This window comes from Streptomyces lanatus, from assembly GCF_014655715.1.
Taxonomy (GTDB): domain Bacteria; phylum Actinomycetota; class Actinomycetes; order Streptomycetales; family Streptomycetaceae; genus Streptomyces; species Streptomyces lanatus.
Window position 1 is genome coordinate 186,592 of the sequence record NZ_BNBM01000011.1, and the last position, 19,221, is coordinate 205,812.

17 protein-coding genes are annotated in these 19,221 nt (G+C 70.4%); 8 read left to right on the forward strand and 9 right to left on the reverse strand.

The genetic code is table 11. The features are described 5' to 3' along the window. Window positions 1-106: 106 nt before the first annotated feature. The 5 genes from glgB to IE325_RS27550 form a co-directional block, all read right to left on the reverse strand. On the reverse strand, window positions 107-2,323 hold the full coding sequence (gene glgB, locus IE325_RS27530; protein ID WP_190072770.1) for a 1,4-alpha-glucan branching enzyme: 2,217 nt from the start codon (window positions 2,321-2,323) through the stop codon (window positions 107-109). Window positions 2,324-2,327: 4 nt separating this feature from the next. Continuing rightward, window positions 2,328-3,689 (reverse strand): maltokinase N-terminal cap-like domain-containing protein, encoded by a 1,362-nt coding sequence (locus IE325_RS27535; RefSeq protein ID WP_190072771.1) that lies wholly within the window; start codon window positions 3,687-3,689, stop codon window positions 2,328-2,330. A gap of 41 nt (window positions 3,690-3,730) precedes the next feature. After that, window positions 3,731-5,449: a maltose alpha-D-glucosyltransferase gene (treS, locus tag IE325_RS27540; protein ID WP_190072772.1), complete on the reverse strand. Its 1,719-nt coding sequence runs from the start codon at window positions 5,447-5,449 to the stop codon at window positions 3,731-3,733. 5 nt (window positions 5,450-5,454) lie between these two features. Continuing rightward, a complete protein-coding gene (locus IE325_RS27545; protein ID WP_190072773.1) occupies window positions 5,455-7,455 on the reverse strand; it encodes an alpha-1,4-glucan--maltose-1-phosphate maltosyltransferase in 2,001 nt (666 codons plus the stop codon). Window positions 7,456-7,525: 70 nt separating this feature from the next. Next, the gene (locus tag IE325_RS27550) at window positions 7,526-7,831 is read right to left on the reverse strand and encodes a DUF5133 domain-containing protein (RefSeq protein WP_190072774.1); all 306 of its coding nucleotides are present in this window, start codon (window positions 7,829-7,831) and stop codon (window positions 7,526-7,528) included. 297 nt (window positions 7,832-8,128) lie between these two features. Here IE325_RS27550 and IE325_RS27555 point away from each other — a divergent pair, with 297 nt between their 5' ends. Together IE325_RS27555 and glgX are read left to right on the forward strand one after the other, a co-directional pair. Further along, window positions 8,129-8,641: a pep a2 gene (locus tag IE325_RS27555; protein ID WP_190072775.1), complete on the forward strand. Its 513-nt coding sequence runs from the start codon at window positions 8,129-8,131 to the stop codon at window positions 8,639-8,641. Next, window positions 8,638-10,782, forward strand: coding sequence for a glycogen debranching protein GlgX (glgX, locus tag IE325_RS27560; RefSeq protein WP_190072776.1), 2,145 nt, complete (start codon window positions 8,638-8,640; stop codon window positions 10,780-10,782). The genes IE325_RS27555 and glgX overlap by 4 nt, the downstream gene beginning before the upstream one ends. A gap of 7 nt (window positions 10,783-10,789) precedes the next feature. On the opposite strand, the gene IE325_RS27565 is transcribed toward glgX, so the two are convergent. Next, window positions 10,790-11,590 (reverse strand): VOC family protein, encoded by an 801-nt coding sequence (locus IE325_RS27565; RefSeq protein WP_190072777.1) that lies wholly within the window; start codon window positions 11,588-11,590, stop codon window positions 10,790-10,792. Between the two features lie 167 nt (window positions 11,591-11,757). Here IE325_RS27565 and IE325_RS27570 point away from each other — a divergent pair, with 167 nt between their 5' ends. Next, window positions 11,758-12,093 carry an ANTAR domain-containing protein gene (locus tag IE325_RS27570; RefSeq protein ID WP_190072778.1) on the forward strand — a complete coding sequence of 112 codons (336 nt, stop codon included), beginning with the start codon at window positions 11,758-11,760 and terminating at the stop codon, window positions 12,091-12,093. 36 nt (window positions 12,094-12,129) lie between these two features. Here IE325_RS27570 and IE325_RS27575 read toward each other — a convergent pair whose 3' ends face one another. Further along, entirely contained in the window at window positions 12,130-12,921 is a 792-nt protein-coding gene (locus IE325_RS27575) for an RNA polymerase sigma factor SigF (RefSeq protein WP_190072779.1), read from the reverse strand. A 183-nt stretch (window positions 12,922-13,104) separates the two neighbouring features. Here IE325_RS27575 and IE325_RS27580 point away from each other — a divergent pair, with 183 nt between their 5' ends. The 4 genes from IE325_RS27580 to IE325_RS27595 all read left to right on the forward strand — a co-directional run bounded on the left by IE325_RS27580 (window position 13,105) and on the right by IE325_RS27595 (window position 15,935). Then, window positions 13,105-13,560 (forward strand): MarR family winged helix-turn-helix transcriptional regulator, encoded by a 456-nt coding sequence (locus IE325_RS27580; protein WP_190072780.1) that lies wholly within the window; start codon window positions 13,105-13,107, stop codon window positions 13,558-13,560. Then, window positions 13,557-14,405 carry an ABC transporter ATP-binding protein gene (locus tag IE325_RS27585; protein ID WP_190072781.1) on the forward strand — a complete coding sequence of 283 codons (849 nt, stop codon included), beginning with the start codon at window positions 13,557-13,559 and terminating at the stop codon, window positions 14,403-14,405. Before IE325_RS27580 ends, IE325_RS27585 begins: the two co-directional genes overlap by 4 nt. Beyond that, window positions 14,365-15,225, forward strand: a complete 861-nt coding sequence (locus IE325_RS27590; protein WP_190072782.1) for an ABC transporter permease — start codon at window positions 14,365-14,367, stop codon at window positions 15,223-15,225. Before IE325_RS27585 ends, IE325_RS27590 begins: the two co-directional genes overlap by 41 nt. A 188-nt stretch (window positions 15,226-15,413) precedes the next feature. After that, window positions 15,414-15,935, forward strand: a complete 522-nt coding sequence (locus IE325_RS27595; RefSeq protein WP_190072783.1) for a hypothetical protein — start codon at window positions 15,414-15,416, stop codon at window positions 15,933-15,935. 12 nt (window positions 15,936-15,947) lie between these two features. Here the strand turns inward: IE325_RS27595 and hemC are convergent, their stop codons facing one another. Together hemC and IE325_RS27605 are read right to left on the reverse strand one after the other, a co-directional pair. Further along, window positions 15,948-16,883 (reverse strand): hydroxymethylbilane synthase, encoded by a 936-nt coding sequence (gene hemC / locus IE325_RS27600; protein ID WP_190072784.1) that lies wholly within the window; start codon window positions 16,881-16,883, stop codon window positions 15,948-15,950. 17 nt (window positions 16,884-16,900) lie between these two features. Then, complete coding sequence (locus IE325_RS27605; RefSeq protein WP_190072785.1) at window positions 16,901-18,103, reverse strand: MFS transporter; 1,203 nt, start codon at window positions 18,101-18,103, stop codon at window positions 16,901-16,903. A gap of 107 nt (window positions 18,104-18,210) precedes the next feature. On the opposite strand from IE325_RS27605, the gene IE325_RS27610 reads away from it, so the two are divergent. After that, a complete protein-coding gene (locus tag IE325_RS27610) occupies window positions 18,211-19,212 on the forward strand; it encodes an ArsR/SmtB family transcription factor (protein ID WP_190072786.1) in 1,002 nt (333 codons plus the stop codon). The last annotated feature ends 9 nt before the right edge of the window (window positions 19,213-19,221 follow it).

Genomic DNA, 19,221 nt, shown 5'->3' on the forward strand with positions numbered 1-19,221 from the left:
ACCGGGTGTGACGTCACCGATGAGTTCCGTTATCGGCGCTGCCCGAATCTAGCCCAGCTGGGACCGGATGGTGTCCGGAACGGAGAACTCGTCAGTCACATAGAGGTCACATCCCGTACGGCAGCAGCCAGACCGTCGCCAGCGGAGGCAGCGTCAGCCGGATGTGCCCGTCCTCCGGTTTCACCGCGTCATGGTTGGTGACGTCGCTGCCGCCGTAGCGCGCCGCATCGGTGTTGAGGGCCTCCTGCCAGGCGATCACCGAGTCCGGCACGGCGAGGCGGTAGTCATGGCGGACCACCGGTGAGAAGTTGCTGACGGCGAGCAGCGGGGTGCCGTCGGCGCCGAACCGCAGGAACGCGAATACGTTGTCGTCGGCCGCGTCCCCCAGCACCCACCTGAATCCGCCCGGGTCGGTGTCCCGCTCCCACAGGGCCGGGGTCGCCCGGTACAGCATGTTGAGATCACCGACCAGGTCCTGCACCCCCCGATGGTCGCCCGCCGACGCGTACCCGGCATCTAGCAGCCACCACTCCGGACCATGCTCCTGCGACCACTCGGCGCCCTGCGCGAACTCCTGCCCCATGAAGAGGAGCTGCTTGCCCGGGTGGGCCCACATGAAGCCCAGGTAGGCACGGTGGTTGGCGCGTCGCTGCCACCAGTCGCCCGGCATCTTCGACACCAGCGCCTGCTTGCCGTGCACGACCTCGTCGTGCGAGATGGGGAGCACGTAGTTCTCGCTGTAGGCGTACACCATCGAGAACGTCATCTCGTTGTGGTGGTACTTGCGATGCACCGGCTCCTTGGCGATGTATTCCAGCGAGTCGTGCATCCACCCCATGTTCCACTTCAGACCGAACCCCAGGCCGCCACTGTCGGTCGGCTTCGTCACCCCGTCCCATGCGGTCGACTCCTCCGCGATGGTGACGACCCCCGGGTTGCGCCGGTAGACGGTCGCGTTCATCTCCTGGAGGAACCGCATCGCCTCCAGGTCCTCCCGCCCGCCGAACACATTCGGCGCCCACTGCCCGGAGTCCCGCGAGTAGTCGAGATAGAGCATGGAGGCGACGGCGTCCACCCGCAGCCCGTCGATGTGGAACTCCTCGCACCAGTAAGTGGCGTTGGCGACAAGGAAGTTGCGCACCTCGGTACGCCCGTAGTCGAACTCGAACGTGCCCCAGTCCGGATGCTCGGCCCGCCGCGAGTCCCCGGGCTCGTACAGCGGCTCCCCGTCGAACCGGGCCAGCGCCCAGTCGTCCTTGGGGAAATGCGCCGGCACCCAGTCCACGATCACCCCGACACCGGCCCGGTGCAGGGCGTCCACCAGGTACTTGAAGTCGTCGGGTGTCCCGAGCCGCGAGGTCGGCGCGTAGAAACCGGTGACCTGGTAGCCCCAGGAACCGGCGAAGGGATGCTGGGCGACCGGCATCAGCTCGACGTGGGTGAAGCCGAGTTCATTGACGTAGGCGGGCAGCTCCTCGGCGAGTTGACGGTACGTCAGCCCCGGGCGCCAGGACGGAAGATGGACCTCGTAGACCGAGAAGGGGGCCCGGTGCACGGGGACGTCACCCCGGTGCGCCATCCAGTGCTCGTCGCCCCACTCGTAGTGCGAGGCGTGCACGATCGACGCCGTGTCCGGCGGGACCTCCGACCGGCGTGCCATCGGGTCCGCCTTGAGGAAGCGGTGGCCGTGCCGGGAGGTGATCTCGAACTTGTACCGGGTGCCCTCGCCGATGCCGGGCAGGAACAGCTCCCACACCCCGGACGCCCCGAGCGAGCGCATCGGGAACGCCGTCCCGTCCCAGCAGGTGAAGTCCCCGGCGACCCGCACACCCCGCGCGTTGGGCGCCCACACCGTGAACCGGGTGCCGGCCACGCCCTCATGGATCATCGGCTCGGCCCCGAGCGCCTTCCACAGCTCCTCGTGCCGGCCCTCGCGGATCAGGTGCAGATCGAACTCGCCGAGGGCGGGCAGGAAGCGGTACGGGTCATGGACCTCACGCTCGTCCGACCCGTCCTCGGCGTACGACACCAGCAGCGTGTACGCGGGGATCGCGTCCAGCGGCAGCACGGCGGAGAACAGACCGCCGCCCTCCGAGACCAGCGCGGTGCGCTCGCCGCCGACCACGACGCTCACCGCGCGCGCGAACGGGCGCAGCGCCCGCACCGCGATCCCGCCGGGGACCGGATGCGCCCCCAGCAGTGCGTGCGGATCGTGGTGGGCGCCCGACAGCAGGCGCTCACGCTCGGCCGGATCGAGGGCGGGAGCGGTGGCGAGCCGGCCGGGTCCGGCCGACTCGGGCCGCGAGGTCTCGTGCAGGGCCATGGGGTCAGGCTCCTCTCACGGCGAGGCGTTCGATCGCCGCCATCGGTACGGGCAACCAGTCGGGTCGGTGCCGGGCCTCGTACAGCACCTCGTACACGGCGCGGTCGGTCTCATAGGCACGGAGCAGCCCGTGCTTCTTGCGCGGGTCCCACCCGGCGCGCAGGGCATAGCCCGCGCAGTAGGCCTCCCGGCAGCGGCGCGCCCACTCCGGGCGCCATGGACGGCGCTGCCGGGCGGCGTAGTCGAAGGAGCGCAGCATGCCGGCGATGTCCCGCACCGGCGAGTGCACACCGCGCCGCTCGGCCAGCGGACGGGACGGCTCGCCCTCGAAGTCGATCACGAACCACTCCCGGCCTGCCCGCAGCACCTGACCCAGGTGCAGATCGCCGTGGATGCGCTGGGCGGGCGGCCCGGGATCGCAGGCGGCGAGGGTGCCGAAGGCGGTGCGCAGCCCCGGGACATGCGGCTGGAGCGCGGGGACGAAGTGCGCGGCGAGCTCCAGGCGTTCGGTCATCGCCGCCGCCGTACGGCCGTTCTCGGCGTGGGCGCCGGACGGGAAGGCCGACGCCAGCGCCAGATGCACCTCCGCCGTCGCCATACCCAGCTGATGGGCCTGAGCGGTGAAGTCGTCACCGGAGGCCAGCGCGTCCAGCGCCAGTGTCCAGCCGTCGGAGGCGTCCCGCAGGAACGGCTGGAGCACGCCCAGCGTCGCCTCCCAGGGATGCATCGTACGGAACCAGGCCACCGGTGCCGGCACCCGGCCGCAGCCCTGCCGGGCCAGCGCGCCGGACAGCTCCAGATCGGGATTGACGCCGGGCTGGATGCGCCGGAACAGCTTCAGGATGAACGCGTCGCCGTACACCAGCGAGGAGTTGGACTGCTCCGCGTCGAGGAGCCGGGGCACCAGACCGGCCGGCAGCGACACGGACGGATCCGCCTCGAAGCGCAGCGGCCCCGCCGTGCCCGGGTGCCGCAGCCGGTCCAGGAGCAGCTGGGCCGAACGCGGGTCCTGAAGGGCGTCGAAGACCGTCAGACCGGCCAGCGGACCTTCCTCCGCACGGCCGATGAGCGCCTTGCCGAGACGCGGCGACAGATGCTGCCGTACACCGAGCAGGAGCTGGTAGCAGTCGCCGGCCGGGGGCGCGCCGCCGGGCGAGGGCACCGCCGAGTGACCGGCGTGCACCAGCAGATGCAGACAGCCCGGGAACAGCTCCGTCATCGACAGCAGCGCGAGGTCGGTGACGGGCCGGTCCTTGCCCGCGAACCAGCGCTGCCGTGGCAGCCACTCGCGCAGCAGCCCGGCCAGCGAGGCCATCAGGCCGGCGTCGACCGTACGGGTGGGTCGGGGAGATGCGGTCTTCTGCATGGTGACGCGTCCTTTCCTCGGCACACGCTCGAAGCTCACGCTCAAAGTCGTCTGCCGATGCGGGATGCGACTCGGGTGAGCCGGAACCAGTAGAAGCCGTGGCCCCCGAGGGTCAGCAGATACGGCAGTTCGCCGATGGCCGGGAAGCGCACCCCGCCGAACAGCTCGACCGGGTGGCGTCCGCTGAACTCGCGCAGGTCGAGTTCGGTGGGCTGCGCGAAACGCGCGAAGTTGTTCACGCACAGCACCAGGTCGTCCTCGTATTCGCGCAGAAAGGCGAGGACCGCCGGATTCGACGACTGGAGTTCGGTGTAGGTGCCGAGTCCGAACGCCGGGTTCTGCTTACGGATCTCGATCATTCGGCGGGTCCAGTGCAGCAGCGACGATGGTGAGGCCATGGACGCCTCGACATTCGTCACCTGATAGCCGTAGACCGGGTCCATGATGGTCGGCAGGCAGAGCCGTCCGGGGTCGCAGGTGGAGAAGCCGGCATTACGGTCCGGGGTCCACTGCATGGGCGTGCGGACGGCGTCGCGGTCGCCGAGCCAGATGTTGTCGCCCATGCCGATCTCGTCGCCGTAGTAGAGGATCGGCGAGCCGGGGAGGGCGAGAAGCAGGGCGGTGAAGAGTTCGATCGAGTGCCGGTCGTTGTCCAACAGGGGTGCCAGCCTGCGGCGGATGCCGATATTGGCGCGCATGCGGGGGTCCTTGGCGTACTCCGCCCACATGTAGTCGCGTTCCTCGTCGGTGACCATCTCCAGGGTCAGCTCGTCGTGGTTGCGCAGGAAGACGCCCCACTGGCAGCCGGAGGGAATCGCCGGGGTCTTCGCGAGGATTTCGGAGACGGGATAACGGGATTCCCGCCGTACGGCCATGAAGATCCTCGGCATGACCGGAAAATGGAACGCCATATGGCACTCGTCGCCACCCGAGGCGTAGTCACCGAAGTAGTCGACGACGTCCTCCGGCCACTGGTTCGCCTCCGCCAGCAGCACCGTGTCCGGATACATCGCGTCGATCTCCCGGCGGACCCGCTTGAGGAACTCATGCGCGGCGGGAAGGTTCTCGCAGTTCGTGCCCTCCTCCGCGTACAGATAGGGCACGGCGTCGAGACGATAGCCGTCGATTCCCAGGTCCAGCCAGAAACGCAGGGCGGCCAGGATCTCCTCCTGCACGGCCGGGTTCTCATAGTTCAGGTCCGGCTGGTGGGAGAAGAAGCGATGGAAGAAGTACTGCCCCCGGACCGGGTCGTAGGTCCAGTTGGAGGGCTCCGTGTCGACGAAGATGATGCGGGCGTCGGCGTACTGCTTGTCGTCGTCGGCCCACATGTAGTAGTCGCCGTACGGGCCGTCCGGGTCCTTCCTCGACTCCTGGAACCACGGGTGCTGATCACTCGTGTGGTTCATGACGAAGTCGATGATGACGCGCATGCCGCGCTGGTGGGCGGAGTCGACGAATTCCACGAAGTCGGCGAGGTCACCGAATTCGGGAAGGACCGAGGTGTAGTCGGATACGTCGTAGCCGCCGTCGCGCAGGGGTGATTTGAAGAAGGGCGGCAGCCACAGACAGTCGACGCCGAGCCATTGCAGATAGTCGAGTTTGGCGGTCAGGCCTTTGAGGTCGCCGACGCCGTCGCCGTTGGAGTCCTGGAAGGAGCGGACCAGGACCTCGTAGAAGACGGCGCGTTTGAACCAGTCCGGGTCACGGTCCTTGGCAGGAGTGTCCTCGAACGTGTCCAGCACGGGTTCGTTGACGGTCATGACGCTCAGGACCCTCCGATCTGCGGTGGCGATGCCTGGACGTGGAACACGTGCGCGGGCGCCGTGCCGGGTTCGAGGCGTACGTAGTTGGTCCTGCCCCAGCGGTAGGACTCACCCGTCAGTTCGTCATGCACGGACAGAGAGGCGTCCCGGTCCAGGCCGAGTTGCGGCATGTCCAACGAGACCGTGGCCTCCTGGGTGTGGTGCGGATCAAGGTTGGCGACCACCAGAACCGTGTCCGGACCAGTCCGTTTGCTGTACGCGATGAGCGCGTCGTTGTCGGTGTGGTGGAAGCGGAGGTTACGCAGCCGGTGCAGCGCCGGGTGGCACCTGCGGATCGCGTTGAGGCGGGTGATGAGGGGGGCGATGGTGTCGGGGGTGTCCCAGTCGCGGGTGCGGATCTGGTACTTCTCCGAGTCGAGGTATTCCTCGCTGCCGGGGCGCAGGGGTGTGTTCTCGCAGAGTTCGTAGCCGCTGTAGATGCCCCAGGTGGGGGAGAGGGTGGCGGCGAGGACGGCGCGGACCTCGAAGGCGGGGCGGCCGCCGTGCTGGAGGAATTCGTGGAGGATGTCGGGGGTGTTGGCGAAGAAGTTCGGCCGCATGTAGGCCGCCGCCTCGCCCGACAGTTCCGTCAGGTACTCGGTCAGCTCCTGCTTGGTGTTGCGCCAGGTGAAGTAGGTGTAGGACTGCTGGAAGCCGGTCTGGGCCAGGGTGTGCATCATCGCGGGGCGGGTGAAGGCCTCGGCGAGGAAGATCACGTCGGGGTCGGTGCGGTTGATGTCCGCGATCACCTTCTGCCAGAACAGCACCGGCTTGGTGTGCGGGTTGTCGACCCGGAAGATCCGCACCCCGTGGTCCATCCAGTGCCGCAGCACCCGCAGCGTCTCGGCGATCAGGCCGTCCATGTCGGCGTCGAAGGCGATGGGGTAGATGTCCTGGTACTTCTTCGGCGGGTTCTCCGCGTAGGCGATCGTCCCGTCGGTCCGGTGGTGGAACCACTCGGGGTGCTTGTCCACCCAGGGGTGGTCGGGGGAGCACTGCAGGGCGAAGTCGAGGGCCACCTCCAGGCCCAGCTCACCGGCGCGTGCGACGAAGCGGTCGAAGTCCTCGATCGTGCCCAGGTCGGGGTGGACGGCGTCGTGGCCGCCCTCGGGGGAGCCGATCGCCCACGGGACCCCGACGTCCTGCGGGCCGGCGGAGAGGGTGTTGTTGCGGCCCTTGCGGAAGGTGGTGCCGATCGGGTGGATCGGCGGGAGGTAGACCACGTCGAAGCCCATCGCGGCGATCCCGGGCAGCCGCAGCGCGGCCGTCTCGAACGTGCCGTGCGGCCGGTCGGCCGTGCCCTCGCTGCGGGGGAAGAACTCGTACCAGGAGCCGTACAGGGCCCGTTCCCGCTCGACCAGCAGCGGCAGCGGGTCCGAGGCGGTGACCAGATCCCGTAGCGGATACCGCCCCAGCACCGCGTCGACATTTGCCGCGAACGCCGCCGCGAGCCGTGACACGGGTGGCAGTGAGTCGTCCCGCAACGCCTCCGAGGCGGCCAGCACGGTCGCCCGCTCCGTCTCGTCGGGGACACCGGCGGCGGCGCGCTCGTACAGTTCGCCGCCCTCCTCCAGGACCAGCCCGACGTCGATCCCGGCCGGCACCTTGATGCGGGCCGTGTGGCGCCAGGTGGCCACCGGGTCGCTCCAGGCCTCCACATGGAACGTCCAGCGGCCCACCGCGGACGGTGTCACCTTGGCGCCCCAGCGGTCGGTGCCGGGGGACAGTTCGTGCATCGGCGTCCACGGGCCCGGACGGCCGTCCGGGTCGGTCAGCACGACATTGGCGGCCACGGCGTCATGGCCCTCGCGGAACACGGTGGCGGTGACCTCGAAGGTCTCACCCGTGACGGCCTTCGCCGGATGCCTGCCGCACTCCACGGCCGGCTGTACGTCCCGTACCGGGATGCGGCCGATGGTCCCGGCACCGGCACCGGCGCCGGTCCTGCTCTTGGTCCTGCCCATGGTTCACCTCCACCGTGCTCGAGGCCGGGCACCAGGCCCGGCCGGGGATTCGATCTGCGCCGGGAGCTGGCTACCTCCCGGCATGGAAACGTCGCCGCCGCGATCTCGGCGGTCCCCGCCGTGCGGAGACGCTCGCCGTGCGGGGCCGTTCGTCCTGCTCCCGGAGATAGGCGGCCGGGGTGATCCGCAAGTAGCGCTCGGCGGCGTCCGCGGCCTCACGGGCGCAGCGCTTCCCCATCAGCACACAGAGGGTGTAACCGGTGTTCTCGAAGGTCGCGCGCACGGTGAGGTCGGCCGGGGCCGCGAGCATGGCTCGTTCCCAGGCCCGGTAGCGCCGCAGTTGCCGGGCGACTTCGGCTTTGGCCGGTAGCAGCATGGGCCCCGTTCACCTTCCGGGCTCGATGAGCGTTTCCCGACCGTCGGGCGGAAACGCGTGCGCGCATACGCACGGGTTCCGTTACGGGCATCGAGGTCTTCACACATGGTGCACGGTCGGCGACTCTCCGTCCTGTTGGATCTTCAACCACCTCAGGTGTCTGCTCCTGTTGCACGAATGGCGTACCGCCCCCACCCTGGAGTGACTCAGAAGCGATCAGCGCTCACGCTCCGTGCTCGGGGCCCGTCCCGCAGGGGCGAGGAGGGCGGGAGCTTTCGCGGTGAGGAGGTAACGACGGTGAAGACCGCAGTGCCCTGCTACTACCACCTCGACGTGGAAGTCAGCCCCGAACGGGTGGGTCAGGTCAGCCGAATTCTGGCCGCCCACCTCCGGTACTGGGACCTGGAGACCCTTGTCGAACCCGTCCGCCACGGCACGGAGATGCTGCTGCGGGCCATCGACGAGCATGCGACGGACAAGAACACCTCCATCGAGATGTGGTGGAACGGCCAGCACCTCATCACGGCCGTCGGCGACAACGACCGCGCCCTGCGCCCCGACCATCAGCTGCGCGCCTGCCTTCAGCATCTCGCCGCGACGAGCGACGGCTGGGGCTGCTGTGCCACGGAGTCCGGTAGCAAAGTCATCTGGTTCTCGCAGCGCGCCCGCGCGGGCGAACGTGCCCCGCTCGTGCCGATCGCTCCCGCGCCCCACCTCCGCGAGGCGCTTCAGGTGCCCCGCGAGCTGCCGGCCACGGCCGTCGCCGACGCGGCGGGCATCCGGGACGGCGTCCTCCAGGAGGCCCTGTGACAGCGCGAAAGCGCGACAAAGGGGTGCTCGCCTGGAGCGGGCACCCCTATCCATTGGGAGCCGCCTTCGACGGACAGGGCACCAACTTCGCCCTGTTCAGCGAGGTCGCCGAACGCGTCGAGCTCGTGCTGGTCGACGACAAGGGACGGCACCGGGCCGTCGCGCTGACCGAGGTCGACGGCTTCGTCTGGCACGGCTATCTGCCCGGCGTCGGCCCCGGACAACGCTACGGCTACCGGGTGCACGGCCCCTGGGACCCCGGCCTCGGCCACCGGTGCAATCCGGCGAAGCTGCTGCTGGACCCGTACAGCCGGGCCGTCGACGGCCAGGTGGACAACCACACCTCCCTGTTCGAGCGCACCCCCGGCGCCCCGTCCCCGTCGGACAGCGCCGGCCACACCATGCTCGGCGTGGTGACCGAGCCGTACTTCGACTGGGGCGACGACCAGCCCCTCAGACGGCCGTACGCCGACACCGTCATCTACGAGGCCCACGTACGCGGCCTCACCCGCAGCCACCCCGACATCCCTCCGGAGCTGCGCGGCACCTACGCCGGACTCGCCCACCCCGCGATCGTCGAGCACCTCACCTCCCTCGGCGTGACCGCCGTGGAGCTGATGCCGGTGCACCAGTACGTCCAGGACGGCGTCCTGCTCGACCGCGGCCTGTCCAACTACTGGGGCTACAACACCATCGGCTTCTTCGCGCCGCACAACTCCTACGCCGCCCACGGCACCCGCGGTCAGCAGGTCGACGAGTTCAAGGCGATGGTGAAGGCCCTGCACGCGGCCGGCCTCGAAGTGATCCTGGACGTGGTCTACAACCACACCGCCGAGGGCAACGAACGCGGCCCGACCCTGTCCTTCCGCGGCATCGACAACGCCTCGTACTACCGCCTGGTGGACGGCGACTGGGCGCACTACTACGACACCACCGGCACAGGCAACAGCCTGCTGATGCGTCACCCGTACGTGCTCCAGCTGATCATGGACTCGCTGCGCTACTGGGTCACCGAGATGCATGTCGACGGCTTCCGCTTCGACCTCGCGGCCACCCTGGCCCGCCAGTTCCACGAGGTGGACCGCCTCTCGGCGTTCTTCGACCTGATCCAGCAGGACCCGGTGATCAGCCGTGTCAAGCTGATCGCCGAGCCCTGGGACGTGGGGGAGGGCGGCTACCAGGTCGGCAACTTCCCGCCGCTGTGGTCGGAGTGGAACGGCAAGTACCGGGACGCAGTACGGGACTTCTGGCGCGCCGAGCCCGGTTCGCTCGCCGAGTTCGCCTCCCGGCTGACCGGCTCCTCCGACCTGTACGCGCACAGTCGGCGCCGCCCGCGCGCCAGCGTCAACTTCGTGACCGCGCACGACGGTTTCACCCTGCGCGACCTCGTCTCCTACAACGACAAGCACAACGAGGCCAACGGCGAGAACAACCGCGACGGCGAGAGCCACAACCGCTCCTGGAACTGCGGCACCGAGGGCGAGACCGACGACCCCGCCGTGCTCGCGCTGCGCTCCCGCCAGCAGCGCAACCTCCTCGCCACCCTGCTGCTGTCCCAGGGCATCCCGATGCTCTGCCACGGCGATGAACTCGGCCGCACCCAGGGCGGCAACAACAACGCCTACTGCCAGGACAACGAAGTCTCCTGGATCGACTGGCGGCTCACCGACGACCAGGACGCCCTCGCCGACTTCACCCGCTACGTCATCGCGCTGCGCGCCGCCCACCCCGTCCTGCGCCGCCGCCGCTTCTTCCAGGGCGAGACTCCCACCCACCCCGACCAGCCGCTGCCCGACCTGGTCTGGTTCCTCCCAGACGGCCGCGAGATGGCCCCGGACGACTGGCGCCGCGCCGACGCCCACTCGGTCGCCGCGTTCCTGAACGGCGACGCGATCGCCGAACCGGACTGGTGCGGGCGGCCCGTCGTGGACGACTCGTTCCTGATGCTGCTCAACAGCTACTGGGAGCCGGTGGAGTTCCAGCTGCCGGACGGGACGTACGGCGAACGCTGGACGACGCTGATCGACACGTCAGAGCAGCAGAGCCCCCCGGACGAGGTGGAGCACAAGGCGGGCACGGCACTGCTGATCGAACGCCGAAGCCTGGTCCTCCTGTCGAGACCCTCGCGCAAACGCCCCTGAAGAACCGTCACCTCTCACGGCGCGACGTCACCGTGAACTGCGCCCCGTCCGGATCCCGCAACACCGCCTCATCGCTGACCTTCGACAGCACACTCCCCCCATTGACCTCCGCGGCCCGCGCACACTCCGCCACGTCCGCGACAGCGAAGTGCACCTGCCAGTGCGGCCGGATCGTGGGATCCGGCGCCGCCCCCAGCGCCCCCGACTCGATGCGCGCCACGACATCACCCCCGCTGCGCAGCACGACCTCGCCGCCCTCGTACTGGACCTCGATGTAACCGGGCCCCTCGGTGGCCCAGTCGAGGACCTCGCCGTAGAACATGGCGGCGTCGAACGCGTCGCGGGTGTGCAGCCGGATGAAGGTCGGCGTGGCCCGCCGCCAGGTCTCCCAGTTGGAGATGAGCTCCCCCTCCCAGATGCCGAACGTCGCACCGTCACGGTCCGCCAGCAGCGCCGCCCGCCCCGGCGGCAGCGACAGCGGCCCGACCGCGGCGGTGCCGCCGCGTTCCTGGACCCGGGCGACGGCCTCGTCCGCGCTCGGCACGGCGAAGTACGGAGTCCAGGCCACGGCCATCTGCCACATCGAGGCGACCGCGGCGATCCCGGCCACCGGCACGTTCTGCACCAGCGCGACACGGAAGCGGTCGCCCAGCTTGGCCGGCCGCCAGCGCCACCCCAGCACGGCCGTGTAGAACGCCTGGGTGGCCTCCAGATCGCGGCTGGTCAGGCTCACCCAGCAGGGTGCGCCGAACACGGAGTGTGTGGACACCACGTCGGCCGTGCTCCTGGGAGTTTTCGTGTCGTTCATGGCAGTCGCGTCCTGATCTCGCCCCACCGGCGGCCACCGGTCTGCTCCCAGTGTCCGGCCCGAACCGCGTCCGGGCCTGTCGAGTACCCCCGCCGGAGTGCCGAAACGGCCGATGTCCGTCCACGCGTTCACTGGCACCCGACGGGCGAAGAGACGACGATGGAGGCGTGGTACCGGTGCCGAGCGAGCCCGCCGACGAGACCGACCGGATTCTCGAGCTGGAGGAAGAGATCGACCAGCTCAAGGAGGCGGTGGTCTCGCACGCCGTCGTGGACCAGGCGATCGGCATGGTCGTGGCGCTCGGCCGGGTGGCCCCGGACGCGGGATGGGCGGTGCTGAAGGACGTCTCCCAGCACACCAACATCAAGCTCCGCCGGGTCGCGGAGCTGATCGTCATCTGGGGCAGGGAGGGCGAGATGCCGCCCGAGATCAGCGCCGAACTCGAGGAAGCCCTCGAACGGCACGGGCCGACGCAGATCCCGGGGTCGGCACAGGGGGAGTGAGCCACCCACCCCAAGCCACTCGCTCCGAGCCGGGGCTCAGTGCACCTCGGCGAGCAGCTCCTCGCGCAGCTGGGCGAAGCAGCCACTCAGCAGCCGTGACACATGCATCTGCGAGATCCCCAGCTGACGTGCGATGCGGCTCTGCGTCATCCCGCCGAAGAAGCGGAGGTACAGGATCGTGCGCTCCCGTTCCGGGAGTCGTTGAAGGCACGGGGTGACGGACACCCGGTCGACGACGACTTCGTACGCCGGATCCGGATCGCCGATCGCGTCGCCCAGGGCGTAGCCGTCCGTGCCGGGCATCTCCGCCTCCAGCGACAGCGCGGAGAAACACTCCAGGGCCTCCATCCCGGTGCGCACCTCGGCCTCGCTGAGCTGGGCGTGCTCGGCTATCTCGGCAATCGTCGGGGCGCGTCCCGGGGTGCGCTGCGCCAGCTCCTTGGAGGAGTTGCGCACCCGGTTGCGCAGGTCCTGGACCCGGCGCGGCACATGCAGCGTCCACATGTGGTCGCGGAAGTGCCGCTTGATCTCGCCGGTGATGGTGGGCACCGCATACGCCTCGAAGGCATGGCCGCGGTCCGGGTCGTAGTGGTCGACGGCCTTCACCAGGCCCAGCGCGGCCACCTGATACAGGTCCTCAAGGGACTCGCCGCGGCCCTTGAACCGTACGGCGATCCGCTCGGCCATCGGCAGCCAGGCCTGAACCAGTTCGTCCTTGAGCGCCTTGCGCTCCGGCCCCTCGGGGAGATCCACGAGCCGGTCGAAGGCCTCGGCCGTGTCGGGGGCGTCGTCATGCGGGTGCTGCTTCGTTCTGGCGGTGGCACACATCCGTGTGCACCTCCCTCAAGCAGGTGCTCGGGTTCCCACGGACGTGCCTCCGGTCCGAAGCACATAAGAGCGTATTCCCGGGTAAACAGGACCCGAAACGCCGTGCTGGTCCGGCGGTCGCAGTGGCAGGGCCTTGACCCTGTCTTGGTTCATTACCTCTGCTACAGAGGTAATGTCGACGTTGTGGAACAGGAGACCCTTCCGGAGGAGCTGGCCGACGCGCTGGTCGGCGTCCAGCGGCTGATCCGGCGCAGGCTGCGCCGGGAGATGCCCGTCCCGCCACTGCGCAGCGCCGAGGTGGAGCTGCTGCGGCTGGTCGTGGAGCGGCCCGGTATCGGGATCTCGGAGGCGGCCAAGGAGCTGTATCTGGCGGGCAATTCGGTGTCGACGCTGGTCAACCAACTGGCCCGGCAGGGCTATCTGGTCCGCGAGACCGACCCGGCCGACCGGCGCGCCGCCCGGCTGCTGCCCACCCCCGCGGCCGGGGCCCGCCTCGGCGAATGGCGCAGACGACGCGCCGATCTCGTACGGCACCAGGTGTCCGGCCTCGACGAGGCGGACCGCGAGACGCTGCTCGCGGCGGTCCCGGCGCTGCGCCGGCTGGCGGACTCACTGCGCGAGGAGGCGGGGCGACCATGACGGCCACGACACGGGACACCGGCGACGCCGTGGCCTGCACCGGGCTCGCCTACGCCTTCGGCGAGACCAACGCGGTCGACGGCCTCGATCTGACGGTGCGCGAGGGTGAGGTCTTCGGGCTGCTCGGCCCCAACGGCGCCGGGAAGACCACGGCCATCCGCTGCATCACCACCCTGCTGCCGGTGCCCGCCGGCATGGTCCGCGTCTTCGGGCAGGACGCCGCGGGCGACCGTATGGCCGTACGCCGTCTGCTCGGCTACGTCCCGCAGCAGCTGTCCGCCGACGCGAGCCTCACCGGCCGCGAGAACGTCTCCCTGTTCGCCCGCGTCTTCGACGTGCCCCGCCGTGAACGCGCCGCACGCGTCGGCCAGGCCCTCGGCGCCGTCGGCCTCACCGACGCCGCCGACCGGCTCGCCGGCACCTACTCCGGCGGCATGGTGCGCCGGCTCGAACTCGCCCAGGCCCTGGTCAGCGCGCCCCGGCTGCTGATCCTCGACGAGCCGACCATCGGCCTGGACCCGATCGCCCGCACCGGAGTGTGGGAGCACATCGGTGCCGTCCGCGCGGCCACGGGCATGACGGTCCTGGTCACCACCCACTACATGGACGAGGCCGACCAGTACTGCGACCGGGTCGGCCTGATGCACCACGGCCGTATCCGCGCCCTCGGAACCCCGGCCGAGCTGCGCCAGGGGCTCTCCGAACGCCGGGGCGCCGAGGCTACGGACCCGCTGCCCACGCTGGAGGACGTCTTCCGCGACATCGCCGGCAGTGGACTCGAGACGAGTTCAGGAGACTTCCGCGATGTCCGAAGCACCCGCCGCACCGCCCGCCGCGTCGGCTGAGCGGCCCCACCCCGACGGCATCGACCTGCTGCTGCGGCCGCCCGAGCCCCGCGCCGGCTGGCGGCTGCTGCCCGCCCGCGTGGTGGCCATGTGCGCCGTCGAACTCCAGAAGCTGCGCCACGACCGTACCGAGCTGTACACCCGCGCCGTCCAGCCCGCCCTCTGGCTGCTGATCTTCGGCCAGACCTTCACCCGGCTCAAGGCGATCCCCACCGACGGCATCCCCTACATCGACTATCTGGCGCCCGGCATCATCGCCCAGTCCGCGATGTTCATCGCCATCTTCTACGGCATCCAGATCATCTGGGAGCGCGACGCCGGCGTCCTCAACAAACTGCTGGTCACCCCCACCCCACGCTCGGCCCTCATCACGGGCAAGGCGTTCGCGGCCGGGGTGAAGTCCCTGATCCAGGCCGTCGTCGTGATCGTCATCGCCGCACTGCTCGGCGTCGCCCTGACCTGGAACCCGCTGAAGCTGCTCGGGGTCGGAGCGGTCGTCGTCCTCGGCTCCGCCTTCTTCGCCTGTCTGTCGATGACCATCGCCGGCATCGTCCTCAACCGGGACCGGCTGATGGGCTTCGGACAGGCCATCACCATGCCGCTGTTCTTCGGCTCCAACGCCCTGTACCCGCTGTCCGTGATGCCGGGCTGGCTCCAGGCGGTCAGCAAGGCCAACCCGCTGAGCTATCAGGTCGACGCCCTGCGCGGCCTCCTCCTCGGCACCCCCGCCCACCTCGCGCTCGACTTCGCCGTCCTGCTCGTGGCCGCCGCCCTCGGCATCACCGCGGCCTCCTCCGTGCTGGGCCGGCTGGCCCGCTGATCTTGGCGGGGAACGTGATGTGCGGCACGTGGGTGAACAGGGCCGCGCGGCCCTGCGGCGGATTCCCGCTGCCCACGGCTTGATCGGTGATCAAGGGGGCGAATGGGCTGGCCACAGCGCATTCTGCTCATTTGACAGTGCACTGAACGCAAAGATAGGAAGCAGCTCTCTGGGTCGAGAGGTGGACTGTGTACGAGCCGAACGTGGTCGGGGACTGGCACGAGTACGACGAGCATGCCGGTCTGCGTGTCCGCGTCCACCGTCTGGAGGCCGCCGAGCCGCCGCGCGGACGCGACGACGCCGCCGAGGGGCTGACGTACTTCAGGGTCCGCGTCACCGTCGAGAACCGCGGCGAGCGGCACCTCGGCATCCATCTGGAGGACGGCCAGATCGATGTGCGGATCGGCGGCGACGGCGAGGCCGCGTTCATCGACTGGCGCAACTCACAGTTCATCGAGGGCTTCGACGTCTACCCGCTGCGCCGGGCCACCGCCGTGTTGTACGCGGCGGGCCCGGAGGCGAGCCTGAGCCAGGTCGACGTGCAGATCCAGCTGCGGGTCGAGGAGGAGTGGGCCGACCGCCGCCTGTGGACCGGCGGCCTGGGTCTGCACGACGCCTCCGTCGGCGCCCATGCCGCCACCCTGCGCGACGGCCTCGCCCTCCAGGTCAGCAACTTCCTGCGGGAACAGGCCGAAGAGGGCACTGCCTGAGGCGCGTCGCCCTCAGTGCGGGATGCCGTCGATGATCTCCCGCGCCCCCTGACGCAGCAGCGCCACGGCGACGGACGTACCCAGCGTCGCCGGGTCCAGCCGTCCCGCCCACTCATGGGCGTTGAGCCGCGTCTTGCCGTCCGGGGTGAACACACACGCCCGCAGCGACAGTTCGCCACTGCCATCCACGCGTGCGTACCCGGCGATCGGGCTGTTGCAGTGCCCCTGGAGCACATGCAGGAACATCCGCTCGGCGGTGGCCTCACGGTAGGTGTCCGGGTCGCCGAGGCCGCTGACGGCGTCGATGAGCTCGCTGTCGCCCTCCCGGCACTGCAGCGCGAGGATGCCCGCGCCGATGGGCGGCATCAGCGTCTCGGGGGAGAGGATCTCGCTGATCACATCGGCGCGCCCGATGCGCTCCAGACCGGCCACGGCCAGCAGCAGCGCGTCCGCCTCACCGGCCTCCAGCTTCGCGAGGCGCCGGTTGGCGTTGCCGCGGAACGGCACGCACTGAAGGTGCGGGTGGGTCGCGGCCAGCTGGGCGACGCGGCGCACCGAGGAGGTGCCGATCCGGGTACCGGCCGGCAGCTCGTCCAGCGTGAGCCCGCCCGGGTGCACCAGGGCGTCGCGGATGTCGTCCCGCTTCAGGAACGCGGCGAACGTGGTCCCCGCGGGCAGCGGCCGGTCGGCCGGGATGTCCTTCACGCAGTGCACGGCGAGATCGGCCTCGCCCGCCAGCAGCGCCGCGTCGACCTCCTTGGTGAACGCGCCCTTGCCCTCGACCTGGGACAGATCGCCCATCCACTTGTCACCGGTCGTCTTCACCGGCACGACCTCGGTGCGCACACCGGGGTACAGCTCCGCCAACTCGGCGCGGACACGCTCCACCTGGGCGAGCGCCATCGGCGAGTCGCGGGAGACGATACGGATCAGTTCAGGCACGGACATGCGGACACGATAGACCGTCACAACCGCGCCTTCGCACGCCACCGCCCGATTCCCACGATGCCCGGTGTGCGCACCGACCAGGTCAGTACCATCAGCGCGCCGACCGTGAACAGGCCTCCGACCAGGAACGTCCCACGCACCCCGACCACGGGCAGCAGCGCGCCCCCGAGCAGCGCCCCGGCGGCGATGCCCACGTTGTAGGCGGCCGAGTTGGCCGCGAGGGCGGTCTCGGTGCGGCCCGGCGCCACCTGGAGCACCCGGCTCTGCGTCGCCATGAACGCGGTCGCGACCGACGCGCCCAGCAGCATCAGCAGCGCGACGCTCGCCACCGGGACATGCCCTGTCGCCCAGAGCCCGAGCAGCGCCACCGCCTGGCCCGCCACCGGCACGGTCAGCGTGGCACGCGGGAAGCGGTCGAGGAGCGGCCCGGCCACGGTGACCCCCGCGAGCGCCGCCCCGCCGAACGCGAGCAGTACGGCACCCACCGCGTCCTCGCCGAACCCGCTGACCTCGTCGAGGAAGGCGACGACATAGGTGAACCCGGCGAAGGCACCGGTCACCGACAGCACGGTCACCGTGAGCACGACGCGGAACGCACGCCGGTCGGGGGTGGCGCCGTAGGCGGAATGGCCGTCCTGTGGACGGGACGACGGCAGCAGGACGGCGATGGTCGCGAGGGAGAGCAGGGCCAGAAGTCCGAGCAGGGCGAAGGGCGTGCGCCAGCCGGTGTGCGCGCCCAGCCAGGTCCCGGCGGGGACCCCGGCCACCGTGGCCAGGGAACCGCCCACGGACAGCAGCCCGATGATCCGCCCCCGGCGCTCCGGCGGGAACAGCCCGACCGCGACCGGCCCCATGACCGCCCAGAACAAGGCCTGCCCCAGCGCCGTCGCCACCCGCGCCGCCAGCAGCACCCCGTACGACACCCCGCCCAGCGCCGACACCCAGCTGGCCACGGCGAGCAGCCCCAGGATGCCCGTGAGCAGATACCGGCGCGGCACCGAGCGGGTGCCATGGGCGAGGGGCAGTGACGCGACGGCCACCGTCAGGCCGTACCCGGTGACCAGGGCGCCCACGGCTGTGAGGGACACCCGCAGATCGTCCGCCATCAGTGCGAGCAGGCCGACCGGCAGGTTCTCGGTGGTGTTGAAGGTGAACGCCGCCAGCATGAGCGCCGCGACGACGCAGCCGCGCCGCCAGAGTGCCGGACCATCGCTGCCCATCCAAGCGCCTTTCCGCAAGGGAGATTTGAGGGCAAGGCTGCTGGTCGAGGACGGCGGGGCTCTACTCTTTCGGTCCAGGACGAATCACCGCTCACGACGGGGGCGCCATGCCGCTCGCCCTGCACCTCGGCACCGACGACCTCACGCGGTGCCGGTTCGCGATCTCGCCGCTGTGCCAGACGCACGAGGCGCTGCGGATGCTCCGCCGGCCCGCCCGGCACGGCTACCACCAGGGCTGGCTGCGCCGCGTACGCCGTACGGTCGCCGGGCTCGATCTGGGGCTTTTGTGGCTGTTCATCCCGCCGTCCGGCGGTTACACCCCGGACTTCCTGGGCCCGCCCCCGCAGGAGCCGTATCCGTCCATCGAGGACGAGCTGGCCCGGATGCGCGCCACCGACCCCGCGCTGGCCCACACGGAGATGACCCGCTCCCTGTCCTGCACCCCGGGCCTCGCCGAGTCACCCCGGGGGCGTGCCGCGCTCGACGACCCCGCCGCCACCGTCCGACGCCTGGCCGACCTCACCGAACGGGCCTGGCACGCGCTGCTCGTCCCGGACTGGCCGCGCCACCGCGCCGTACTGGAGGCCGACATCGCGCACCGCTCGCGCCGGGCGGCCGACGGCGGCCTCGACGCCCTGCTCACCGGCCTGCACCCGGCGGTCGACTGGGCCGACCACACCCTCGTCCTGCGCCGGTACGCCGACGCCCCGGATGCCCAACCGCCCGATGGCCGGGGCGTGTTGCTGATGCCGAGCGTGTTCGTGTGGCCGGACGTGGTGAGCGGGTTCGCCCGGCCCTGGCAGCCGACCGTCATCTACCCCGCCCGGGGCATGGGCCGGCTGCACGCCGCCCCGCGCCCGCCACAGGCACTCGCCCGCCTCGTCGGCCACCAGCGCGCGGCCGTCCTCACCGGTCTCACCGCGCCCGCCTCGACCACGGAACTGGCCCGCCGCCACGCCCTGGCACCCTCGACCGTGTCCGCCCACCTCTCGGTCCTGCGGGAGTCCGGCCTGCTGGAGTCACGGCGCCAGGGCCATTACGTCCTTTACACGCGAACGGCCCTGGGGGACGCCCTCGCACGGGAGGGCGCCGCGCCCAGGGCCGACTGACGCCGGAGG